Source organism: Halobellus clavatus (assembly GCF_900107195.1).
GTDB classification, from domain to species: Archaea; Halobacteriota; Halobacteria; order Halobacteriales; family Haloferacaceae; genus Haloquadratum; species Haloquadratum clavatum.
This window is the reverse complement of the sequence record NZ_FNPB01000011.1, coordinates 1-16,720: the sequence shown is the minus strand read 5'-3', so window position 1 is coordinate 16,720 and position 16,720 is coordinate 1. Positions and strand designations below refer to the sequence as shown.

16 protein-coding genes and 4 pseudogenes are annotated in these 16,720 nt (G+C 52.1%); 5 read left to right on the top strand and 15 right to left on the bottom strand.

What is annotated here, in order from left to right:
• Window positions 1–4: 4 nt before the first annotated feature.
• The 8 genes from BLU74_RS14195 to BLU74_RS14160 all read right to left on the bottom strand — a co-directional run bounded on the left by BLU74_RS14195 (window position 5) and on the right by BLU74_RS14160 (window position 5,111).
• Window positions 5–517 carry a hypothetical protein gene (locus BLU74_RS14195; RefSeq protein ID WP_089768484.1) on the bottom strand — a complete coding sequence of 171 codons (513 nt, stop codon included), beginning with the start codon at window positions 515–517 and terminating at the stop codon, window positions 5–7.
• An 87-nt stretch (window positions 518–604) separates the two neighbouring features.
• On the bottom strand, window positions 605–1,369 hold the full coding sequence (locus BLU74_RS14190) for a CPBP family intramembrane glutamic endopeptidase (protein WP_089768482.1): 765 nt from the start codon (window positions 1,367–1,369) through the stop codon (window positions 605–607).
• Window positions 1,370–1,426: 57 nt separating this feature from the next.
• The gene (locus tag BLU74_RS14185; RefSeq protein ID WP_089768480.1) at window positions 1,427–2,512 is read right to left on the bottom strand and encodes a hypothetical protein; all 1,086 of its coding nucleotides are present in this window, start codon (window positions 2,510–2,512) and stop codon (window positions 1,427–1,429) included.
• Window positions 2,513–2,570: 58 nt separating this feature from the next.
• Complete coding sequence (locus BLU74_RS14180; protein WP_089768477.1) at window positions 2,571–3,254, bottom strand: hypothetical protein; 684 nt, start codon at window positions 3,252–3,254, stop codon at window positions 2,571–2,573.
• A complete protein-coding gene (locus tag BLU74_RS14175; RefSeq protein ID WP_089768475.1) occupies window positions 3,251–3,754 on the bottom strand; it encodes a GNAT family N-acetyltransferase in 504 nt (167 codons plus the stop codon). The genes BLU74_RS14180 and BLU74_RS14175 overlap by 4 nt, the downstream gene beginning before the upstream one ends.
• Window positions 3,755–3,757: 3 nt before the next feature.
• Window positions 3,758–4,156, bottom strand: a complete 399-nt coding sequence (locus tag BLU74_RS14170) for a hypothetical protein (protein ID WP_089768473.1) — start codon at window positions 4,154–4,156, stop codon at window positions 3,758–3,760.
• A gap of 70 nt (window positions 4,157–4,226) precedes the next feature.
• Window positions 4,227–4,613, bottom strand: a complete 387-nt coding sequence (locus BLU74_RS14165) for a hypothetical protein (RefSeq protein ID WP_089768471.1) — start codon at window positions 4,611–4,613, stop codon at window positions 4,227–4,229.
• Between the two features lie 12 nt (window positions 4,614–4,625).
• Window positions 4,626–5,111, bottom strand: coding sequence for a hypothetical protein (locus tag BLU74_RS14160; protein ID WP_139175787.1), 486 nt, complete (start codon window positions 5,109–5,111; stop codon window positions 4,626–4,628).
• A gap of 3 nt (window positions 5,112–5,114) precedes the next feature.
• Here BLU74_RS14160 and BLU74_RS14155 point away from each other — a divergent pair, with 3 nt between their 5' ends.
• Entirely contained in the window at window positions 5,115–5,456 is a 342-nt protein-coding gene (locus tag BLU74_RS14155; RefSeq protein WP_089768468.1) for a hypothetical protein, read from the top strand.
• A 30-nt stretch (window positions 5,457–5,486) separates the two neighbouring features.
• On the opposite strand, the pseudogene BLU74_RS14150 reads toward BLU74_RS14155, so the two are convergent.
• Both BLU74_RS14150 and BLU74_RS19615 read right to left on the bottom strand, forming a co-directional pair.
• Window positions 5,487–5,729, bottom strand: a pseudogene (locus BLU74_RS14150) (hypothetical protein); the annotation flags it as partial.
• Window positions 5,726–6,062 (bottom strand): annotated as a pseudogene (locus BLU74_RS19615) (hypothetical protein); the annotation flags it as partial. The pseudogenes BLU74_RS14150 and BLU74_RS19615, both read right to left, overlap by 4 nt.
• On the opposite strand from BLU74_RS19615, the gene BLU74_RS14140 reads away from it, so the two are divergent.
• Window positions 5,952–6,371: a nucleotidyltransferase domain-containing protein gene (locus tag BLU74_RS14140; protein ID WP_394327878.1), complete on the top strand. Its 420-nt coding sequence runs from the start codon at window positions 5,952–5,954 to the stop codon at window positions 6,369–6,371. The pseudogene BLU74_RS19615 and the gene BLU74_RS14140 overlap by 111 nt on opposite strands.
• A 351-nt stretch (window positions 6,372–6,722) precedes the next feature.
• On the opposite strand, the pseudogene BLU74_RS19385 reads toward BLU74_RS14140, so the two are convergent.
• From BLU74_RS19385 to BLU74_RS14120, 4 genes and pseudogenes are all read right to left on the bottom strand, one after another.
• A pseudogene (locus BLU74_RS19385) lies at window positions 6,723–7,618 on the bottom strand (RNA-guided endonuclease InsQ/TnpB family protein); the annotation flags it as partial.
• 250 nt (window positions 7,619–7,868) lie between these two features.
• Window positions 7,869–9,065 carry an MFS transporter gene (locus BLU74_RS14130; protein ID WP_089768463.1) on the bottom strand — a complete coding sequence of 399 codons (1,197 nt, stop codon included), beginning with the start codon at window positions 9,063–9,065 and terminating at the stop codon, window positions 7,869–7,871.
• 192 nt (window positions 9,066–9,257) lie between these two features.
• Window positions 9,258–10,586 (bottom strand): glycine cleavage T C-terminal barrel domain-containing protein, encoded by a 1,329-nt coding sequence (locus tag BLU74_RS14125; RefSeq protein WP_089768461.1) that lies wholly within the window; start codon window positions 10,584–10,586, stop codon window positions 9,258–9,260.
• A 230-nt stretch (window positions 10,587–10,816) separates the two neighbouring features.
• On the bottom strand, window positions 10,817–11,575 hold the full coding sequence (locus BLU74_RS14120; RefSeq protein WP_089768459.1) for an IclR family transcriptional regulator: 759 nt from the start codon (window positions 11,573–11,575) through the stop codon (window positions 10,817–10,819).
• A gap of 491 nt (window positions 11,576–12,066) precedes the next feature.
• Between BLU74_RS14120 and BLU74_RS14115 the strand changes: the two genes are divergently transcribed.
• The 3 genes from BLU74_RS14115 to BLU74_RS14105 all read left to right on the top strand — a co-directional run bounded on the left by BLU74_RS14115 (window position 12,067) and on the right by BLU74_RS14105 (window position 15,266).
• Entirely contained in the window at window positions 12,067–13,284 is a 1,218-nt protein-coding gene (locus BLU74_RS14115; RefSeq protein ID WP_089768457.1) for an ABC transporter substrate-binding protein, read from the top strand.
• Window positions 13,285–13,428: 144 nt separating this feature from the next.
• On the top strand, window positions 13,429–14,289 hold the full coding sequence (locus tag BLU74_RS14110) for a branched-chain amino acid ABC transporter permease (protein WP_089768454.1): 861 nt from the start codon (window positions 13,429–13,431) through the stop codon (window positions 14,287–14,289).
• Window positions 14,289–15,266 (top strand): branched-chain amino acid ABC transporter permease, encoded by a 978-nt coding sequence (locus BLU74_RS14105; protein WP_089768452.1) that lies wholly within the window; start codon window positions 14,289–14,291, stop codon window positions 15,264–15,266. The genes BLU74_RS14110 and BLU74_RS14105 overlap by 1 nt, the downstream gene beginning before the upstream one ends.
• A 97-nt stretch (window positions 15,267–15,363) precedes the next feature.
• Here the strand turns inward: BLU74_RS14105 and BLU74_RS14100 are convergent.
• A pseudogene (locus BLU74_RS14100) lies at window positions 15,364–16,535 on the bottom strand (IS701 family transposase).
• Window positions 16,536–16,720 lie beyond the last annotated feature (185 nt).

Genomic DNA, 16,720 nt, shown 5'->3' with positions numbered 1-16,720 from the left:
CGTGTCAGATGACGGTGACGTTTCCGAAGACGCCCTCGAACTCTTTGCGACCGAGGGTCGGCGATCCGCGGAGCCAAGTGTGGTGGGCGCCGCGCTGGACTTTGAGATAGGGGTGGCCGCCGTCGTTTCGGAGCATTTTGAGCTGCTTACACCATTTCCCCTTTTCGTTTGTACCGATCTCCGCGAGAAGCCCTTCTCCACCCTCCTGGTTGTCAGCCCAGTCGACGAGAACATCGAAGTTCGCGGGTGAGAATGGATCAACAGGGAGCGTATTCCGGACTTCCGTAATGATGTCGCGGAGTTCGTTGGGGTAGAAGATGACGGGAGTCGGATCGGGGTGGTCGTTGACGGTTGGATCGTATGTGGAGTCGAATTCGTAGCCGATTTCAGCGGTTTGATAGCCCGTTGCGGCCCGGCCGTACTCTGAGGGCCGATCGAGGCCTGTTGGCGTGACGATTGCGAGCGACGTGGTGCCGTCGTCGTCTCCCCAGTTTGCTTCTGCTAATGCGAAACGCATAGCCCACTCGTCGTATATCCGATATTAAAAAATACCGGTAGAATAGGTGTGAACAGCGGGATGGCTTGGGTGAGATCGGGACGGCCGTTAGTAGAGGCTAGTGAGGCCGAGATTGGCGAAGAGGATAGCGTTATAGCTACCGTGAATGAGGATCGGGACGAAGAGTGAGTCGGTACGCTCGTAGGCGAAGCCGAGGATGAGTGATAGCGCAAAGAGTGAGAGGAGGACGTTTCGGATGCCGCTCAAAGAACCCTGCAGGGCGAAGAGATGTACGCTCGCAAAAAAGAGGCTGGCGAGGAGTATTGCTCCGATGGCCGAGAAGTACCTGCGGAGATACCCTTGAATGAGGCCGCGAAACAGGATTTCTTCGCAGGGTCCAGTGATGAGAAGGGATACGACGATGAGCCCGCCGAACATAGGGAGGGAGGCGTGTTTGGTGGCCTCGATCGCAGTCGCGTTCTGTGCGGTTGGAGCGTTGAAAAACGTGAAGAGGGACGTGAGTACGTATTCTGTGACAATCATCACGAGAATGCTGCCGAGTATCCAGCGAGCGTCGCGGCGGGTCGGACGACGGAAGCGGAGGCCTGCGGGGAGGAGGTCCGCTTTCCAGGAGAGGAGACCACCGACAAAGATCGCGTATCCGAGTTCACTAAACGCGGCGGAAGCGAGGAAGCGTGCCGTCTCTGACCGCTGGGCAACTGGGAAGGCCTGATCGAGAACGACGATGCCCACATAGCCGACGATGAGGCTGGTAATGATCGCGCCAAAGATGAAGACAAGTACGAGGACGACAGAGCGGAGCGTTCGCCAGAGGTGGATGACATCCTCCTCGAATGTACTATCTGTGGCCATCGCTGTTCGCGTCGTGTGTATCGGTTGTAGGCTCGCTAGTATTAACGGTCGGGTGAGTCAGGCAGTTGTGTAATCGTTGGGTGTGCTCTGTTGAGAGGGAGGGTCAGGATACGTGTCGGAACAGGTTGAGCCAGTCTGATCGACAACTGCGATGAGCGCGTCTCGGTTGAGGTTCCAGTCGAGAGCGCGGTCGTAGTCCGGCGTGGGCGAGCTCGTTCCGCCGACGAGTTCCTGAAACTCGACGGTCATCTTCGCTTGACTACCTGGTGCGTCGCGCCATCGAATGACTGTTCCCCCAGTGCGGTCGTTGGTGTCGACGGTGACGGTACCGAAACGGTCGTCGGGATCGTCGTGATCGAGCTTTGGGTTGCAGAATGCGGCGACTTCAGAGGCTAAGTAAAAGCCGTCGTCGCGACCACGGTTCGTCTCGACGAGGAACTTGAAATCGTCCTGCTCGGTACAGCGGAAGACCCCTGAGAGTTCATACTCGTCGACGGTTTCACTCGTGGTGTATTCCGACCCGAGCACGGGAGAGTCCACTGTGCCCGTAGAAATGAGGAGGGCTGCGGTATCCGGTTCCGGGAAGGGTCGAACGTACCGATAGATGTGTTGGCAGTCGGTGTTCGTACACTGCCGGAGTTCGACGGCCTTGCCGGCCTGCTGTTCGATACGTATCGGTTCGCCACTGCGTTCCTCACACGCAGGGCAGACGCGATGGTCGCTATCGGGCGTCCAGGCGTGGAGACAGTCGAGGCGGTCTTCCTCGAGGCGGTAGACGCGGTCGAACCGCGCAAGCAGGTCACTCGGCTGTGGGGCGCGATCGTCGTCGTCTCCGGGGATGTCGTGTGTCCACGCGATGCCGGCTATCGACGACTGCTGGTTGATGGTGCCCCCGATGAGCCGTCCTTGTGTGCCGTCTTCGTCGACGACCGAGAGCGGGCTGTGGAAGATCCCGAAGTTTCGTTTGACGACCGCGTATTCGGTGCCATCGATCCAGAGAAGGTCGCCTTCGTCTGCCGCATAGAGGTCTTCGGCTGTCTCTACGGAAGCCGTTACTCGCTCCGCAGGAGGTTGTTCGAGGACGTGTCCCTTGTAGTCGAGGTCCGTGAGCTGCGCTTGAGGAGTTCTGGTTGAGTCGGTCATAAGAGGCGCTCGCTGTCTATCGGCGACGAAAAAACCCACCTCTCGGCAGTGCCACACATCAGTTGTCTCCGCGAACGTGGTCACGGAACGCAGTTCGAGTCTGTCCCTTCTCGAGCATCTTCCGAGTGAACGCACGATACTCACGGCGTGCGTGGCCGAGGACTTGCGGATCGAGTGATCCGTCCCACTTAACGAGTTCGCGGATGTCGACGCCACTCCCCATCGAGAGAAAGACTGTGACCATATTTTCGGGCCCCCAGAGTTCATCCCCGGCAAGGATGGCGTTCGCCTCCCAAGGGACGCCTGTGATCTTTTCGGAGAGTTCACGGGGGTTCCAGGGTATCCCGTCGTCGGCCGACGAGATGTCCGTAACCTCGGGATTCGACATCGTGCGATCCTCCTTGAGGGTGAAGAACACTCGGGCCTCGTTGAAACCCTCACACGGAAAGTAGAGACGGCGCGCGGCGCAGTCCTCGCAGTAGGTCGCGAGTGGTGTGAGCGGCCGCTTCCCGGGATGCTCGCGCATTTTGGACTGCCAGACGGGATGGTCGGGATTGAGGATGCGGTCGGTAACGTACTGTGCGACACGGGGAGTGCTCGAATAGGCGACGCCAGCGGCGCAGAAGTCACAGATGAAGCGGTCGGGATGGTCGTGCTTCGTCTCGTACGTATGGCCGTCGTAGAGATCGAGGAGCTGTGCAACGGTCCAGTCGGGGTTGATACGGGTGTCGTGGTCGATCATTGGTTACCTCCTGATAGGGACGCCGTCGAAGCGGGCGTCGAGGATACCGCGGTAGTGTCGCTCTCCGTGTCGAGTTGGTCTCCCTCCTCGACGTCGTTGACCTGTATATCGTACCACCGGAGCTCGCCGTGGCGACCCTCCTGTTTCCGGTGGAACGCGGTGGATTCGACGAGTCTGATACCTGCCAGATTTTCCTTGTGAACGCGACAGCGGAGGCGCGAATACTTGTCTTGGAGCCGGTCCAGAATTGCGGTCGCGACGCCTCTCCGTCGCGCGTTCGGTGTGACGGCGATTCGACTCACGAACGGCATTCCGACGGTATCGACGACTGCCATTCCGACGCGGTCGCCGTCGAGAAGGGCCTCCCACGCCTCTCCCTGTTCTTCGGCGGCGGTCAGAGTCGGGACATCGTCGATCTCGTAGAAGAAGCACCACACGGCGTTTGGCGAGAGCCGTGAGTATCCGACGGTAATGTCGGGATCGGTGTCGATGGATGCCATCGGTCAGGTGGTCAGATTTTGGTACGGGACGTGCGAGAGGTACGTCCGGCACTCGGGGCAGATAACCGAGAGGACGGGACCGTTCGCGTCGCCAGTCTTGACGTACTCGAACTCGCCGTGACTTGAGTTGTAAATGTCTTCGCTGACCGTCATGGCGCTCAGGGCTTCGGTCCCACAGACGGGACAGGGCTCTCCGAATCCCCAGTCCGGTTCGTGAATTGATTGCCGGATTTTGAGTGCGTCGGACGGAAGCTGACGGAGGAGTTTCTGGACGTACTCGGGACCGACAGTATCATCGTCCGGCGATTTGGTGGGGATGAGGAGTGACTCAAGAACGTCTGAGGGGGATTGATCTTCGGAGTCGATTCGCTCTTCTTTGATGTTGATGACGATGACTGTCATGGGAGGCTTGAGAAGGGAGCTGCTGGGTTTGACACCCCGCGGGGCTACTAGCGGATTTGGACGTGGTGGGTTAGTCCACGTCGATAGGCGTGTCGAGACGGGCGGCGGCAACGCGATAAGCGGCGACAATCTCGTCGGCGGTGATGTCGTCGTCTGCCTCGCGCTCGATGGTGATCTCGATCTCGCGGCGGACGGTGTCTGCGTCGTGGCTGTATCGCCAGATACCTTGTTCGACGCGGGGGTGGGTCAGGATGTTGTTCGGGATCCCGAGGTCGTCGACGGCGCGGAGAACTTCGGCGGTTGCGTGAACCCGGTCCCCGTAGCCATCGATCCCTTCTCGGAGCGCCTCGATGGCGTCTTGGAAGGTGAGGTCACTGGCCTCTTCACTGGCGGCGATGTGTGCGGAGACGGCGTCGGACGTTTCGGTGGGAAGCTGGCGCTGGGGTTCTGAGGTCATATTCTCCTTTGGTTAGTGCGAGAGTGGGTTCTCTTGATCGAGCGGAATGGTCGTGACCTCGACGAGCTTGAGGTGGCTGTCCGCCTGTGCCTGCTTGGCCGCCTTCTCACGGTTCGTTGTGAGTGTCGGGCCGAACTGACCGAGCTTGAGGAGGATGTCTCGTTCCGTGTTGAGCACACCGTATTGGGTGATTTCGCCTCCTGCTGCGGGCTCGCCGGCGCGATCGATGACGTCGATGTTGAGCGTCTGCCACGGCTTCCCGGTGTACTCGACGTGGACATCCTCGCCGTACTGGCGGGCAAGGTAGTCCCACGCTTGGACTAGTCCTTTCAGGGCATTGTGGCGTTCGCCTTGATCACGACCGAGTATGTCGACCGTGAGGGCTGTCGTCGCAAACGCCATATGGACTCCTTGTCGGTTTTTGAGCTGCTGTTCGACATCGAGTCTCTCGGGGAGATCCGAGAGATCGAATTCTGACGGTGGAAGGAACGATCGCATTTTGTGCACCTCACTTCAGATGGGGGTGAAAAACAACAGGTGGTGCGGCTACTCGTGCCAGATTCGCACATCGAGGAATGGGCCTTCGTGATAGATCTCGGCGTTGTCGAAGACGCGGTCGAGCTGGCGCTTGACCCGGCGGAGGCTCGGTGCACGCTCCGGGGGACGGAATTGGAACGCGGAGTACCAGGTTGCTTGGTCTTCTTCGATACCTTTCGGGAGGAGGACGGGAGTGAGCGCATCCGACCAGAGATTCCGATCATCAAGGATGGCTTCGAGTGCATTGTGGGAGAGGGATTCACCGGAGGCATCCTCGGCGTAAACGAAGACTGTCTTTGGATATGAGCTACCGACCTTGTAGTCGCGCGTGAACTATTGTGGGTCGTACCGACTCTCGCCCTCGATGAGGGACAGCCGGTAGAGCGTCTCGTGGTTCTCGACGGTCTGTTCAGGCTGGCCGCTGGGCCGGCTGAGTGCCGACGCATCGCCGTCCGCGCCGTGAGGAACCGTCTGGTTCACGGGAACGCCCGCGAACGTCTCCGGGGCGTAGTCGTGGGGCTGGCCGTTCATCTTGTGAGCATCGTGGTGGTAGACCGCCACCATCGTGTCGTCGCTCATAGCCCCTCCTCGATGCGCTCTTCCAGCGCCTCCACGAACGCCGGGCGGTACTCCTCTTTCCCACTGGTCGTCTTTCTCGTCCATCTTGTTCGTGTTGCCCTTCCCACGGTCGAAGACGCGATTCAGTTCACGCTCCTCGTAGAGCGGGTTGATCAGGCGGCAGTCGACGATCCCTGCGCCGAAGTTGCGGGCACCGCCTAGCTGATGCATCAAGTCGGTCTTGTGAGCATCGAGGAAGTCGATGCCCTCGGCCAGCAGTCCGATGAACTCCGGCTTCATCTCCCGGATGGAGAGGTGCCAGCAGCCATCGAGGTTGGCGACGGCGTCGTAGGTGTCATTCTCTACGGGAGTGTTGCCCGAGGGGAAGCAAACCGACGTAGCGACCTCGACATCTGGGTACTCACTCAGGGAGACCGTGCCGCAAAACAGCGAGAGGCGAACGCTGTCGCTCGTGATTTAGAAGACGCCGATTTCAACGGGAACAGGTACGCCTACGATATCAACGTCGAAGCAGTCCAAGCTATCCCGACCTACACAGAGGACATCCGGGAGATCGTCGTCTCGGGCATCCCAATCTTTACGACCAACAAGTTCGAGACCGTCGAAAAACTCCTCCTCGAGGAAGGCGGCAACGATGAGTAGTGGCTCAGACCCGGCTGCCGTCCGCGATGCGTTGGACCGCGCCCAAGACGCCCGGGATGGTCGGTCGTGGCCGAGAATTCTACGTCGAAGGTACGCAGACGATTCGAACTGAGGTCACGCCGGACGAAATCATCCAGCATATCAAGAAGCGGAGTCCGTCACTCAAGACTCGCTACGGTCTTGAGGACCCCGTCCTCGAGGAAACCGAACGGATCGACCGCGAAAACCCAGAAGAAGACGGTCTACCGAAAAGGAAGGCCTACACGGAAACTCTCCCGTGGAAAACCTACTACGCTACAGAGGAAGAGTGGAGTGCTCTCTACAACGGGGACGCCGAGGCAGTTACCTCAGCTGATACAGCGTTTGGAACGCCCACGTGCCCCCACGACGCGCCCGTGCGGTCACGCATATGAGTTAGGTCTTCCGAATGCTATTACGTCACAGTCGTACCGGAGTGATTCGTCTACGATAGCGTTCGACGCTTGGTAGAGTACGTCGCGGATGTGGCGAAGCTCGCGGCCACTCGCTTGTTCGAGCGTTCGGTGGGCGCTTCACGTCCTGGCCTGCTGGAGTCCGGCGCGTACCTTCTCGAACTCGCGGAGGTTATGGGTCAACTCACGGCCGCTGAAGAAGTAGGCGGTGCTGGTGATAGCGAGGTTTTCGACACCGAGGTCAACCCCGAGAACCGTTCCGTCCTCAGCGGTGTTCCGCTCGGTGTCATTTTTGGGTCGTCGAAAGCCAATATGCAGGAAGTAGTCGCCGTCCCGGGCGGTGAGCGTGCTTTCCGTGACGCTCCATTTGTCGGATTTGAGGTACTGCCGTTAGTAGCCATCGTCGGCGTCGGGCAGAGCAAGTTCACACCGAACGCGGTTCTTCGTAGTAGAGAGCGACACCGTATCGTCATCAAACAGCGTCATAGTCCGAGTGTCATATTTCACCGTTAGTGCTGTGAACGACGGCTTGCTGACCTTCTTCCCGTTGTTTCGACGTTCGATGCAGCCGGTGATGGCTTGGCGGCTTGGTGGGTGGCGAGAATCGCGTGCTGACTACCAAGGTTGGTTACGTCGCGTACTGTGTCATAGGCGAGGGGCTGTACGTCACTCTTGGCGTTGCACTTTCCCCACCATATCCGTGGCCATTTGGCAACCACGCTTCCACTCAGAGATGGTTTCCTCAAGCAACTCGCATTGCTCGCCATCTACCGAGAGGCGAGTAATTGCCGTCCGCCGCACGTAGCCGTCTGTCACAATTTCAATGTGAGGCTGTTGCTACTTATAGATCAGTGTGTAGCCGATATGACCGCGCTCTTCAACCCCCTACTCACTTGTCTCGCTCGTTCGTTGTGGAAGGAAACTCCGCGTACCACTTCAGTTGAAGATATCGAGGCGACACCCATCGTCGTTCTCGACGCAGCTCGTCGCCCCCAGCGTCCGGTAATCTGGATCAAGCGATTGAACCTCCGCATACCCCGAGGTCCTCTACTATAAAGTGATTCATTCAAACTGGTGTAAAGTCAGTACCCCAGTAGAACAAAACTGCTCCAACGAAGGTGATACAGGCTAGTCCCATAATTGGGAGAGAGTAGCTACCGGTCACTTCAAATAGAGAGTTTATTAGGAGGGGTCCAAGAAAGGCCGTACAAGCCTCTGCCAGTGTAAAGGTACCAATAATTGCTGAAGCATTTTGGGGGCCAAACTGCTGAATGAGTATTGGCGAGTAGAGTGAGGCGATCGCACCTAATCCAATACCGAAGACCAGTAACGCGATGTACAGTCCAGTACGAGAATTTGAAGTTAAAAGTAGAGGAAGACCTCCTCCGGCAAGAATTACGCCTCCTATAAATGTAGTTCGGAGCCCAAACCTGTCAGCGATAATCCCACTACTAACTCGTGTGAAAATACTAATTCCGCCAATAAAACCAAACGCAGCAGTGGCAAGAGTATCTGAAAATCCCAGAGTAGAGAGAATATCAACTAGCTTTGCAGATAAAACAAAATACCAGGTCCATAAAAGTGCAAACCCGACCATAGCAGTCATAAATCTAATATTTGTTATATTTTCAATTACCCAACCCAAGTCAACTAGGTCTAGATCATTATTTTTGATGTCAAACGGACGTCTGTACACAATACTAGCTATAAACAATACTCCTGCTGTGACTCCGCCAACTACAATGAATGAGACACGAATGTTAGTGCGCTCAAATAACCACAACCATATGAATGGAAGTAATAATATTCCTAGACCACTCCCCGTCAGTGTAACGCCCATCGCCCTACCTTGATACTTGTCAAACCACTGTGGAACGAGAGAAATTACTACAATCACCGCAGTGCCACCAGCGGTACCAATCAATCCAAATACTATGATAACCCCTAGGTATGAATTGACTATTTGGAACAATAATACTGCGATACTTATTCCAAAGGCGGTTGATAATACTACCTTTCGAAGTTTTAATCGTGCAACGAGGATACCAAGAAGTCCACCTGCAACTAGAAATAATGATGTCATTATTGAAAATATGAAGGACGTTTGAAATTCCGATAAACCAAAGGTAGCTTTTAGCTCGTTAGCATATACTGTAAAAGTGAATACAGTACCCCAAATCAAAGTTAGAGTACATAATCCAAGACCGACAATGAGCCATCCTATCATCGAATCGATTTGTGAGCCTTGAGAGCTAGTTTCCATTAATTAAACCTCATCACGATTTTGATCGCAATACATTCAGACTCCACGGAAATCGCTGTAATCTATCAATGAGGTGCGTGAATTAGGTTTCTGATATAAATGATCTTCAGTACCATATAAATACTATCTGTTTAAGTTTGTATGCTAGACTATTGTGAACCTGGCATTTTGGCGTGGTCTAATGATTCTATCTCAAGCGAACTCATTAAGGTTGGTTCGTCGCTTATCTTCCTTATAGGGAGCAGGGGCAACAGTAGCACGAATCTCTTTCTGACGTTGATCTGGATCGCCCCAAATGACAGTCACTTCAGTGCCAGGATCGCTGTATTCAGCATCAATCGTACAGAGTGAGAGCATTTTGCGGAAGTAGTAGCTGTACCCCCGTGAGGTAGCAATACCAACTAGTTCACCATCACTGAGAACTTTGTCTGCACGCATATTCCACTTTTGTTCGGTTGGCATATCCATCGGTTGGTATGGTGTTTCATCACGGTAGAGAGATGCAGATACGTCATTTACATCTTCACTATTCCATTCTAAGGTTACCATCTCCCGGGTTGGATTTTCAACTTCTTCAGCAAGTGCTTCTTTGCCGATGAAGTCGTGATCTAAGGCGACATTCCTCTTCCAACCCATCTCTACTGGGTTACGATAGTAGTCTGTAATTTCGTCACTTTCAAAGCTTCCAGCAATCCCTACAATTCCAGTATATCCTCCGCCGTTCTCTAACTTCCACTGATTGAACTCCTCCATCCCACTGTGATAAATGGCAGGAAGGTAATCTCTACCCCTCGTGGGGAAGCAAGCCTCTAGGTGATTAATCATAACTGTCCGAGCACCTAGTTGTTCGAGGCCATATTCTTCCCCAGCCTCGACCACTGCATTCCATACCTCATCAGCATATTCAGCAGGGCCTTGAAGTTCGAACCCTGCCTCGCCTGCCATTCCCATTCGGATAGCGGTCACGTTCCGATTGCCTTGAATGGCAGTCACCTTTTGATCCTCTATCGTTACATCTGCGAAATGAATGAAGTCAATATCCCGGAGTGAGCCATCTACTAACTCCTCAAGGACTTTTAGGGAGTTTGGACCTTGAACCTGGAAATTAAAAGTATCGACTGTTTTCCAAGATGCGTCATAATCGCTCTGCGCTAGTTTATATCCAGTCCAGAAGGCAGGGTTCGCAGAAAGACTGTATTCATCCTCATCGAGACGCATAAGAAGACCTTCAGCAACAATTAGACCCTGTTCGTTACATTGAATAACGTGCTTCGCTTGACCAATGGCGAAATCGTCAAACGTATTTACAGATAGTTCAGAAAGCAGTTTTTCTGCATCTGGGCCTTTGAGCCTAGCTTCAGGAAGGAAGGACCAATCTCCGATATAGCAAGTTTCCTTCCAGGAGACCTGCTCATCAACCCACCCCGAAAACTCACGTTTTCTCCATCCGACGTGATAATCAGTCTGGTTCTCTCGAAGTTCTTCTACAGTCGGAAGACTGCGATTGTTGTGCTCGCTCATACTGCAGCCGAGCCTTCATCATAATCACTCTTTATTCTTACTGTTTATTCGTACGAGTTGAGTATAGAACAGAGAAGAATCCGAGGAGGTAAAAATAAAGTGTTAATCTCAAGCCTATACCGAAGATCAAGCGGTCTACGTACTTGCGTAGTTACGAACGAGTTCTTAAAGTTAGCAACAGTCCCAAAGAGGTCGTGCTGAACCAAGATTACACCTCAATCTATGAGTGGCTAGTTATCATACCTACAATTTAGTGCAATCTCGTCAGCAGCAGCTTGTACTTGCTGAACCAACGACTGGCGGTAGTTTTCCTCTTTTAGCCGCCCGGTTGGGCAGGAAACGCAAAGGCTTCCGAGTAATTCATCATCACAATTGACAGCACACCCAACAAACCCAACACCGAGTACTTGCTCATTCCAGTCAACAGCGTATCCGTCTGTAGAAATTTGGTTGAGTTCTGAATAGATTTGATCGACATCAGTGATCGTCTTCTCTGTCATTTTCTTTAGATTCCCATCTAAGATCTCTTCTACCTGAGGTTCTGGCATCGCAGCTAGGAGGGCCTTGCCGGCTGCCTGAGTATGAAGGGGAACCCGAAACCCAGGGTATGTACCTAGCTCAACCGAGGTAATACTACCTTCATCGTGAAGCAGTACCCACTCCCCATCTTCTTCGACCCCAATATGTGCTAATTCCCCAGTTTCAGAAGCTAATTTTTGTAATACGACTTTCGATGAATGGTAAAATTTGTTCCTATATTTTTTCAAACTACCCCGCTTTAAAAATCGATATCCAATTTCATATGATCCTTTTTTCCCAACTACGAAGCCAGTCACCTTAAGCGAAGCAAGATACTCGTGAGCTGTACTCCGGCTAACGTCAAACTCCTTTGCAACTGCAGAGGGACCAACCACCCCTTCTTCTTCAATAAAATCGAGGATATCAAATGCCTGAGTCACTGTCGTCAGTGGAGCATCCTGTTTTTCCATATTTCTACCAATAGGGCACAACAATAAAACACATTTGCAATGGTAGCAACCTTTCCCAATTTTATTCTAATATATTGGCGGTTGCCGATACAAATATTATTATAGCTAATTAAACGGAACTCTGCCATTTAGAGCCAGTACTGGAGCCAACCGCCAAAATCCGTTATAACCGAACAATAGATTCACTAAAAATAGCCGTATCATTACAGTCCCAGTTTTGTAATTGGTGGCCTGTCAAACGTTATTGAGATTTCGAATGACTCGTCAAACCGCTTCTACAGCTCTTTGAGAAACTAAGTAACTCGTTCGCTTATAACGAATTTCCCAATAGGACTTTCCCCTTAGAAATTCATCATATTATCTTCACTCAATCAATATGCCTTTCTAACGTTGATAGCTTGAGAAATAATCACAGTGTGGTATTATTTAGCATATCTGACTCTCTGAATGGTAATAATTAAATAGGCACACTCTCTTAGGCAACTCTGTATATGGAGAGACGGAAATACCTTAAATTAATTGGAGCAGGAAGTGTAGCTTCGATAGCAGGATGTGCTGGTAATTCAAACAACGGTAATGGTGGAAACGGTGGGGGGACCACTACAGGATCAGGAAGTGGATCCTCAGAACCAATTACTGTAGCCGCTTTGGAACCTCAGTCTGGGCCCTTTTCCCCTTGGGCAACTGAGCATCTACGCGGATTAAGACTCGGTGTTGATGAGATCAACAACAGCGATATGCTGGACCAGAATATTGAGATTGTGGTTACAGATACAGGGGCTGACCCAGGTGAAGCAGACAGTGCATTCCGACGGCACGTCGAACAAGATGGTGCCGTCGTAGCCACTGGTGTTGTTTCCAGTGACGTCGGTATTCGGACTGCTCAAACTGCAGAAGAGCTGCAAGTTCCTAACCTGTTAGCCGTTGCCGGATCATCGGAGATTCTATCCAGAGATACTCGCTATGTTTTTCGAACGGGATGGCCACAGGCCCAATCACACGGGCGAGCTGATGCACAATATTTTCAGCAAAATAACATTAGCTCTGTAGGCGCTATTGTTGCTGATTATGCGTGGGGACGCTCAATTGAAGCTGCCCTGGAACAATTCACACCAGACGATATTGAGCTGACTATTGAGGCAGCCCCAGTTGGTACAAGTGATTTCCGATCTTATCTGCGACAGATGCCAAATGATGTCGAACTGATGGACTTTGTTGGTCATCCTCCCGGTTCAGTATCTGCGGCATCACAAATGGCGGACCTAGGGATGGAACAACCAATTCTGGGTGTTGATCCACCTCAGCGTGTAATCATTGACGCACTAGGTTCACGTGCAACTGACGTCATTACTCGTCACCTAGCCGTTCCAACTTCAGATCAGTTTACTACTCTTGGTGAGCAATACGGTGAAGAATATGACGCAACAATGTTCACGTATGCACCGATTGGATATATTAACGCAATGATGGTAGCTGAAGCAGTGAGGGAAGGAAGCGGAGACCCCACCGAACTTGCAAATTACATTCGGAACAATTCCTTCGACGTAATGTATCAAAACCCGCTTGAATATACGGAATGGGGAGAATTCCGGAATTTAGTTATACAGTATAGTCGATTAACAGAGGGTGCGCCGTCATACTATTCAGACGGCGACTACCATCTGGAAGTGGTTGGAAAATCGGAGTCACTGCCGGCTCCTGAACCGTAGGTGTACAAACCGCTGCACGCATCTCGTTTTGATTTCTTGATTAACCGAGGGCAGCTATTCTAGCAGAGGGAACCACCGCTTGGCCTCTGAGTCTCCGACGCAACCGAAACACATACATTACTGAGTTATGCACTATCTATCGATATGGTGGCTACCAGCACATTAATTGGGGTAACTGTAGACGGCTTAGCTTATGGGGTGGTTTTAGCACTATTGGGTGTGAGTATTACACTCGTGTTTGGGTTGGGGGAAGTCTTGAACTTGGCTATCGGTATATTTGCTGTCCTCACCGTTCTAGCTGCACGAACAGCTATCAATAGTGGTCTTGGCCTTGCGTTAGGACTCGTTACGGCTCTGTTGTTTATCGGGCTTGTTGGCCTCGTTGTCGATAGAACGCTGCTTGAGATTGTATATCAATCCACTGGAGAAGATCGGATCCTCCTTGGAATTTTCATAACACTTGGCCTTGATGTTCTACTAGAAGGGACTCTAACAAACTTTTTTCCGTCCCAATATGATCTTCCGATAGACATTTCGTCGATTCAGATTGGTGAAATTATCCTAACTGGTTCTTCGATTGCGATTATTCTTATTGGCGGATTCATATTAGCAATATTACTAATCTTCCTCCGACGAACGTTTCTTGGAAAAGCCACAAGAACAATATTCCAGGATGAACGCGGCGCGCAACTAGTGGGAGTGAATATCCGTCGGATTCGTTCGTTAATTTTCGTCTTATCAACAGTCGTTGCAGGATCAGCAGGTCTCATTTGGGCATCAGGAACAACAGTCTCCGTTGGAACTGGGTTTGAATTTACATCGTTCGCACTTATTGTTTCTATTGTTGGCGGTGTTCGCAGTATTGGAGGAGCTGTTGTTGCCGGACTACTTCTTGGGACAGTGAATCAATTCGCTAATTTCTTTGTTGGTTCATATGTCGCTACCATCATTTTGTTTGTTACCGCAATCGTAGCTCTGTTGGCAAAGCCGGAGGTGTTAGCATAATGTCGATGCTCGATAACGATCATAAGGGGATTTGGATAGCGTTTGTAGTGCTAGCTCTTGCGCCAATTCCGGTTCTTGGAAGTAGCTATTATGAGGGAATTCTAGCGCGCATACTCCTTATTTCAGTACTAGCCGTAGCTCTCAATATCGTATTTGGCCAGACAGATCAACTGTTTTTATTCAGTGGTGGGTTAGCAGGCTTTGGTGCTTATGGGACAGCACTCCTTGCCGATTGGTTGTCGCTATCGGCCTGGATTACTTTGCCACTGGCTGCCATCCTTGCAGGAGGTATTGGCCTTCTTGTAAGTTGGATCTCTGCGAAACGGAATTTCACTGTTGTTCTTATTGCTATTCTTACTCTCAGTCTTCAATTCGTACTTACAGAAATATACGTAGGGGCGCGAGATATAACTGGAGGATCTACTGGTTTTAGCTACGATGTACTGTCACTTGAATCAATCACTGCAGTTACTGGACTTGGAAATAAAGTAGTAGTCTACTATCTTGTTCTTATCCTGCTTCTCGTTTCCCTTCTTCTCTATGTTCGTTTAATTAACTCAAAATACGGTGTAGCATTTGCTGCCCTTCGTGAAGACGAATTGGCCGCAGAGTCAATTGGAATCGACGTAGACAGATACAAGATGGTCGCAGGATTCCTCTCGGCGTTCCTTATTGGGTTCACTGGACCACTTATTGTAAAGGAGGCAGGCTATATCCTTCCCAGTGCATTCTCATTCTTTGCGATAGACGTGGTGATACTTATTGTACTTATCGTAGGCGGTCTCCGAACAACTCTTGGGCCAGTTTTTGGAGCAGTGATCGTCGTAGCGATTGAACAAGTACTTGCGTCATATGCGAGTAACTGGCGAACTGCTCTCTTCGGAGCTCTATTGATTCTTCTCTTCATTTACTTCCAGAACGGTGTCGTGGTCTGGTTTCGGCAAGGACTCGCGGACCTTGACATAATAGACAGATAGTTTTGGATATTAGGATTTAATTTAATCTGCAAAATTCTGTCTTCGAACTATTCATCATTCGATATTATTATGACGCTTAGCTACTTGACTTCGCACGTTAGACGAACATACCGTCGGTCTGGTGCATTAGCTCGTCGATGCTGCGGTCAGGGCTGTTGAGTGCCCAGGAGAGAAGATTTTGAACGCTTTCGCGGAAGGATCGCTTGACGTCGTTGCGGAGTGAACTCGCGTGTGCGAGAAGTGTTCCAAGAGCGCTGTGTGCAGCACTGAACTTGAGGAGGCTGTAGGCCAGCATTAGCAGGTGCCAGTGCCGACTGGCACCTGCGGTATGCCGTAACTCGCAGTCTCCAAAACCAAGGTCCTGCTTGGTGTCTCTGAAGAACGTCTCCACGCGCCATCTCATCGCGTACAACTCGATGAGATGGCTCGCTGGTGCGTCGATCTTGTTCGATACGATGTACTTCACGCTCGGTTCCTCGTCTTCGTCGCTTGATTCCTTCTCGGTGATCGGCGGTTTCATCTCGCCAAGACGGCCGACTTCGCGCTTCTGTGTCCAGATATGGTAGGTCTCGCCGTTGATCGTGCGCGGGACTGTGTCGATGCGCTGGCCGAGCGCATCGACACGGATACGCTCACCACCGTAGGTGACGTACGCATTGCTCTTGACCGCAGACACCCACTCTTTCCCGTAGCTTTCGAGGTAAGTGACGAACTCCTCCGAACAGTAGAGCATATCGAAGAGATAGGTGTCCGCGGGGACACCTATCTCGATGAGTTCGTCAACGAGATCGATGGCGAGTTCGACACGCCGCTTGTCGTCTTTCTCGTAGAGACGGAAGCCAAGAGGATAGGTGGTTTTCTCGTCGGCGTAGAGTGCGTAGATGAGGTTCTGTCCCCAGATGTAGCTGTGAATACCGTGATCGTAGAATTTCCCAGCGTGAGGGATGTTGTCGCCCGTTTTATGCGTGAAGGTGTCGTCGATGATGACGACACCTTCACTGCCCCAGCGCGTTTCATCGGTCTGCTGGAGCAACTCAAGTCGTTCTTTGTTGAGCTGGTCTTCGTCCCAATCGTACTCGGTGAGGAACTTGTTGAGGGCTCGTTCGCTCTTGGCTGGGAGAACAATGTTCGAGATGCCCTGAACGGTCTTGTTGCTGGCCGCAACAAGACCTGTCACGTAGGTTTTGGCGTGGGTTTCTGCCGGGTTGAGAAGCACCTGAACTGGTCGATTGGCTCAGTACACGACAAGAACGACGTGATCGGCAGCATCAGCAGTTCACGTAGTCTCTACGTGCTCCAACAGCATAACGTGCGAAGTCAAGTAGCTAAACACCACTGAGCGTTAGGGGATAAGATTAACGCTCTTCGGAAGCAGATTGTTGGTCGGGTAGAGCTGACGCTGTGAAAGCGTAGCGGGCAAGGGCGACGCGTCCGCGTCACCCGAACGCAATGTT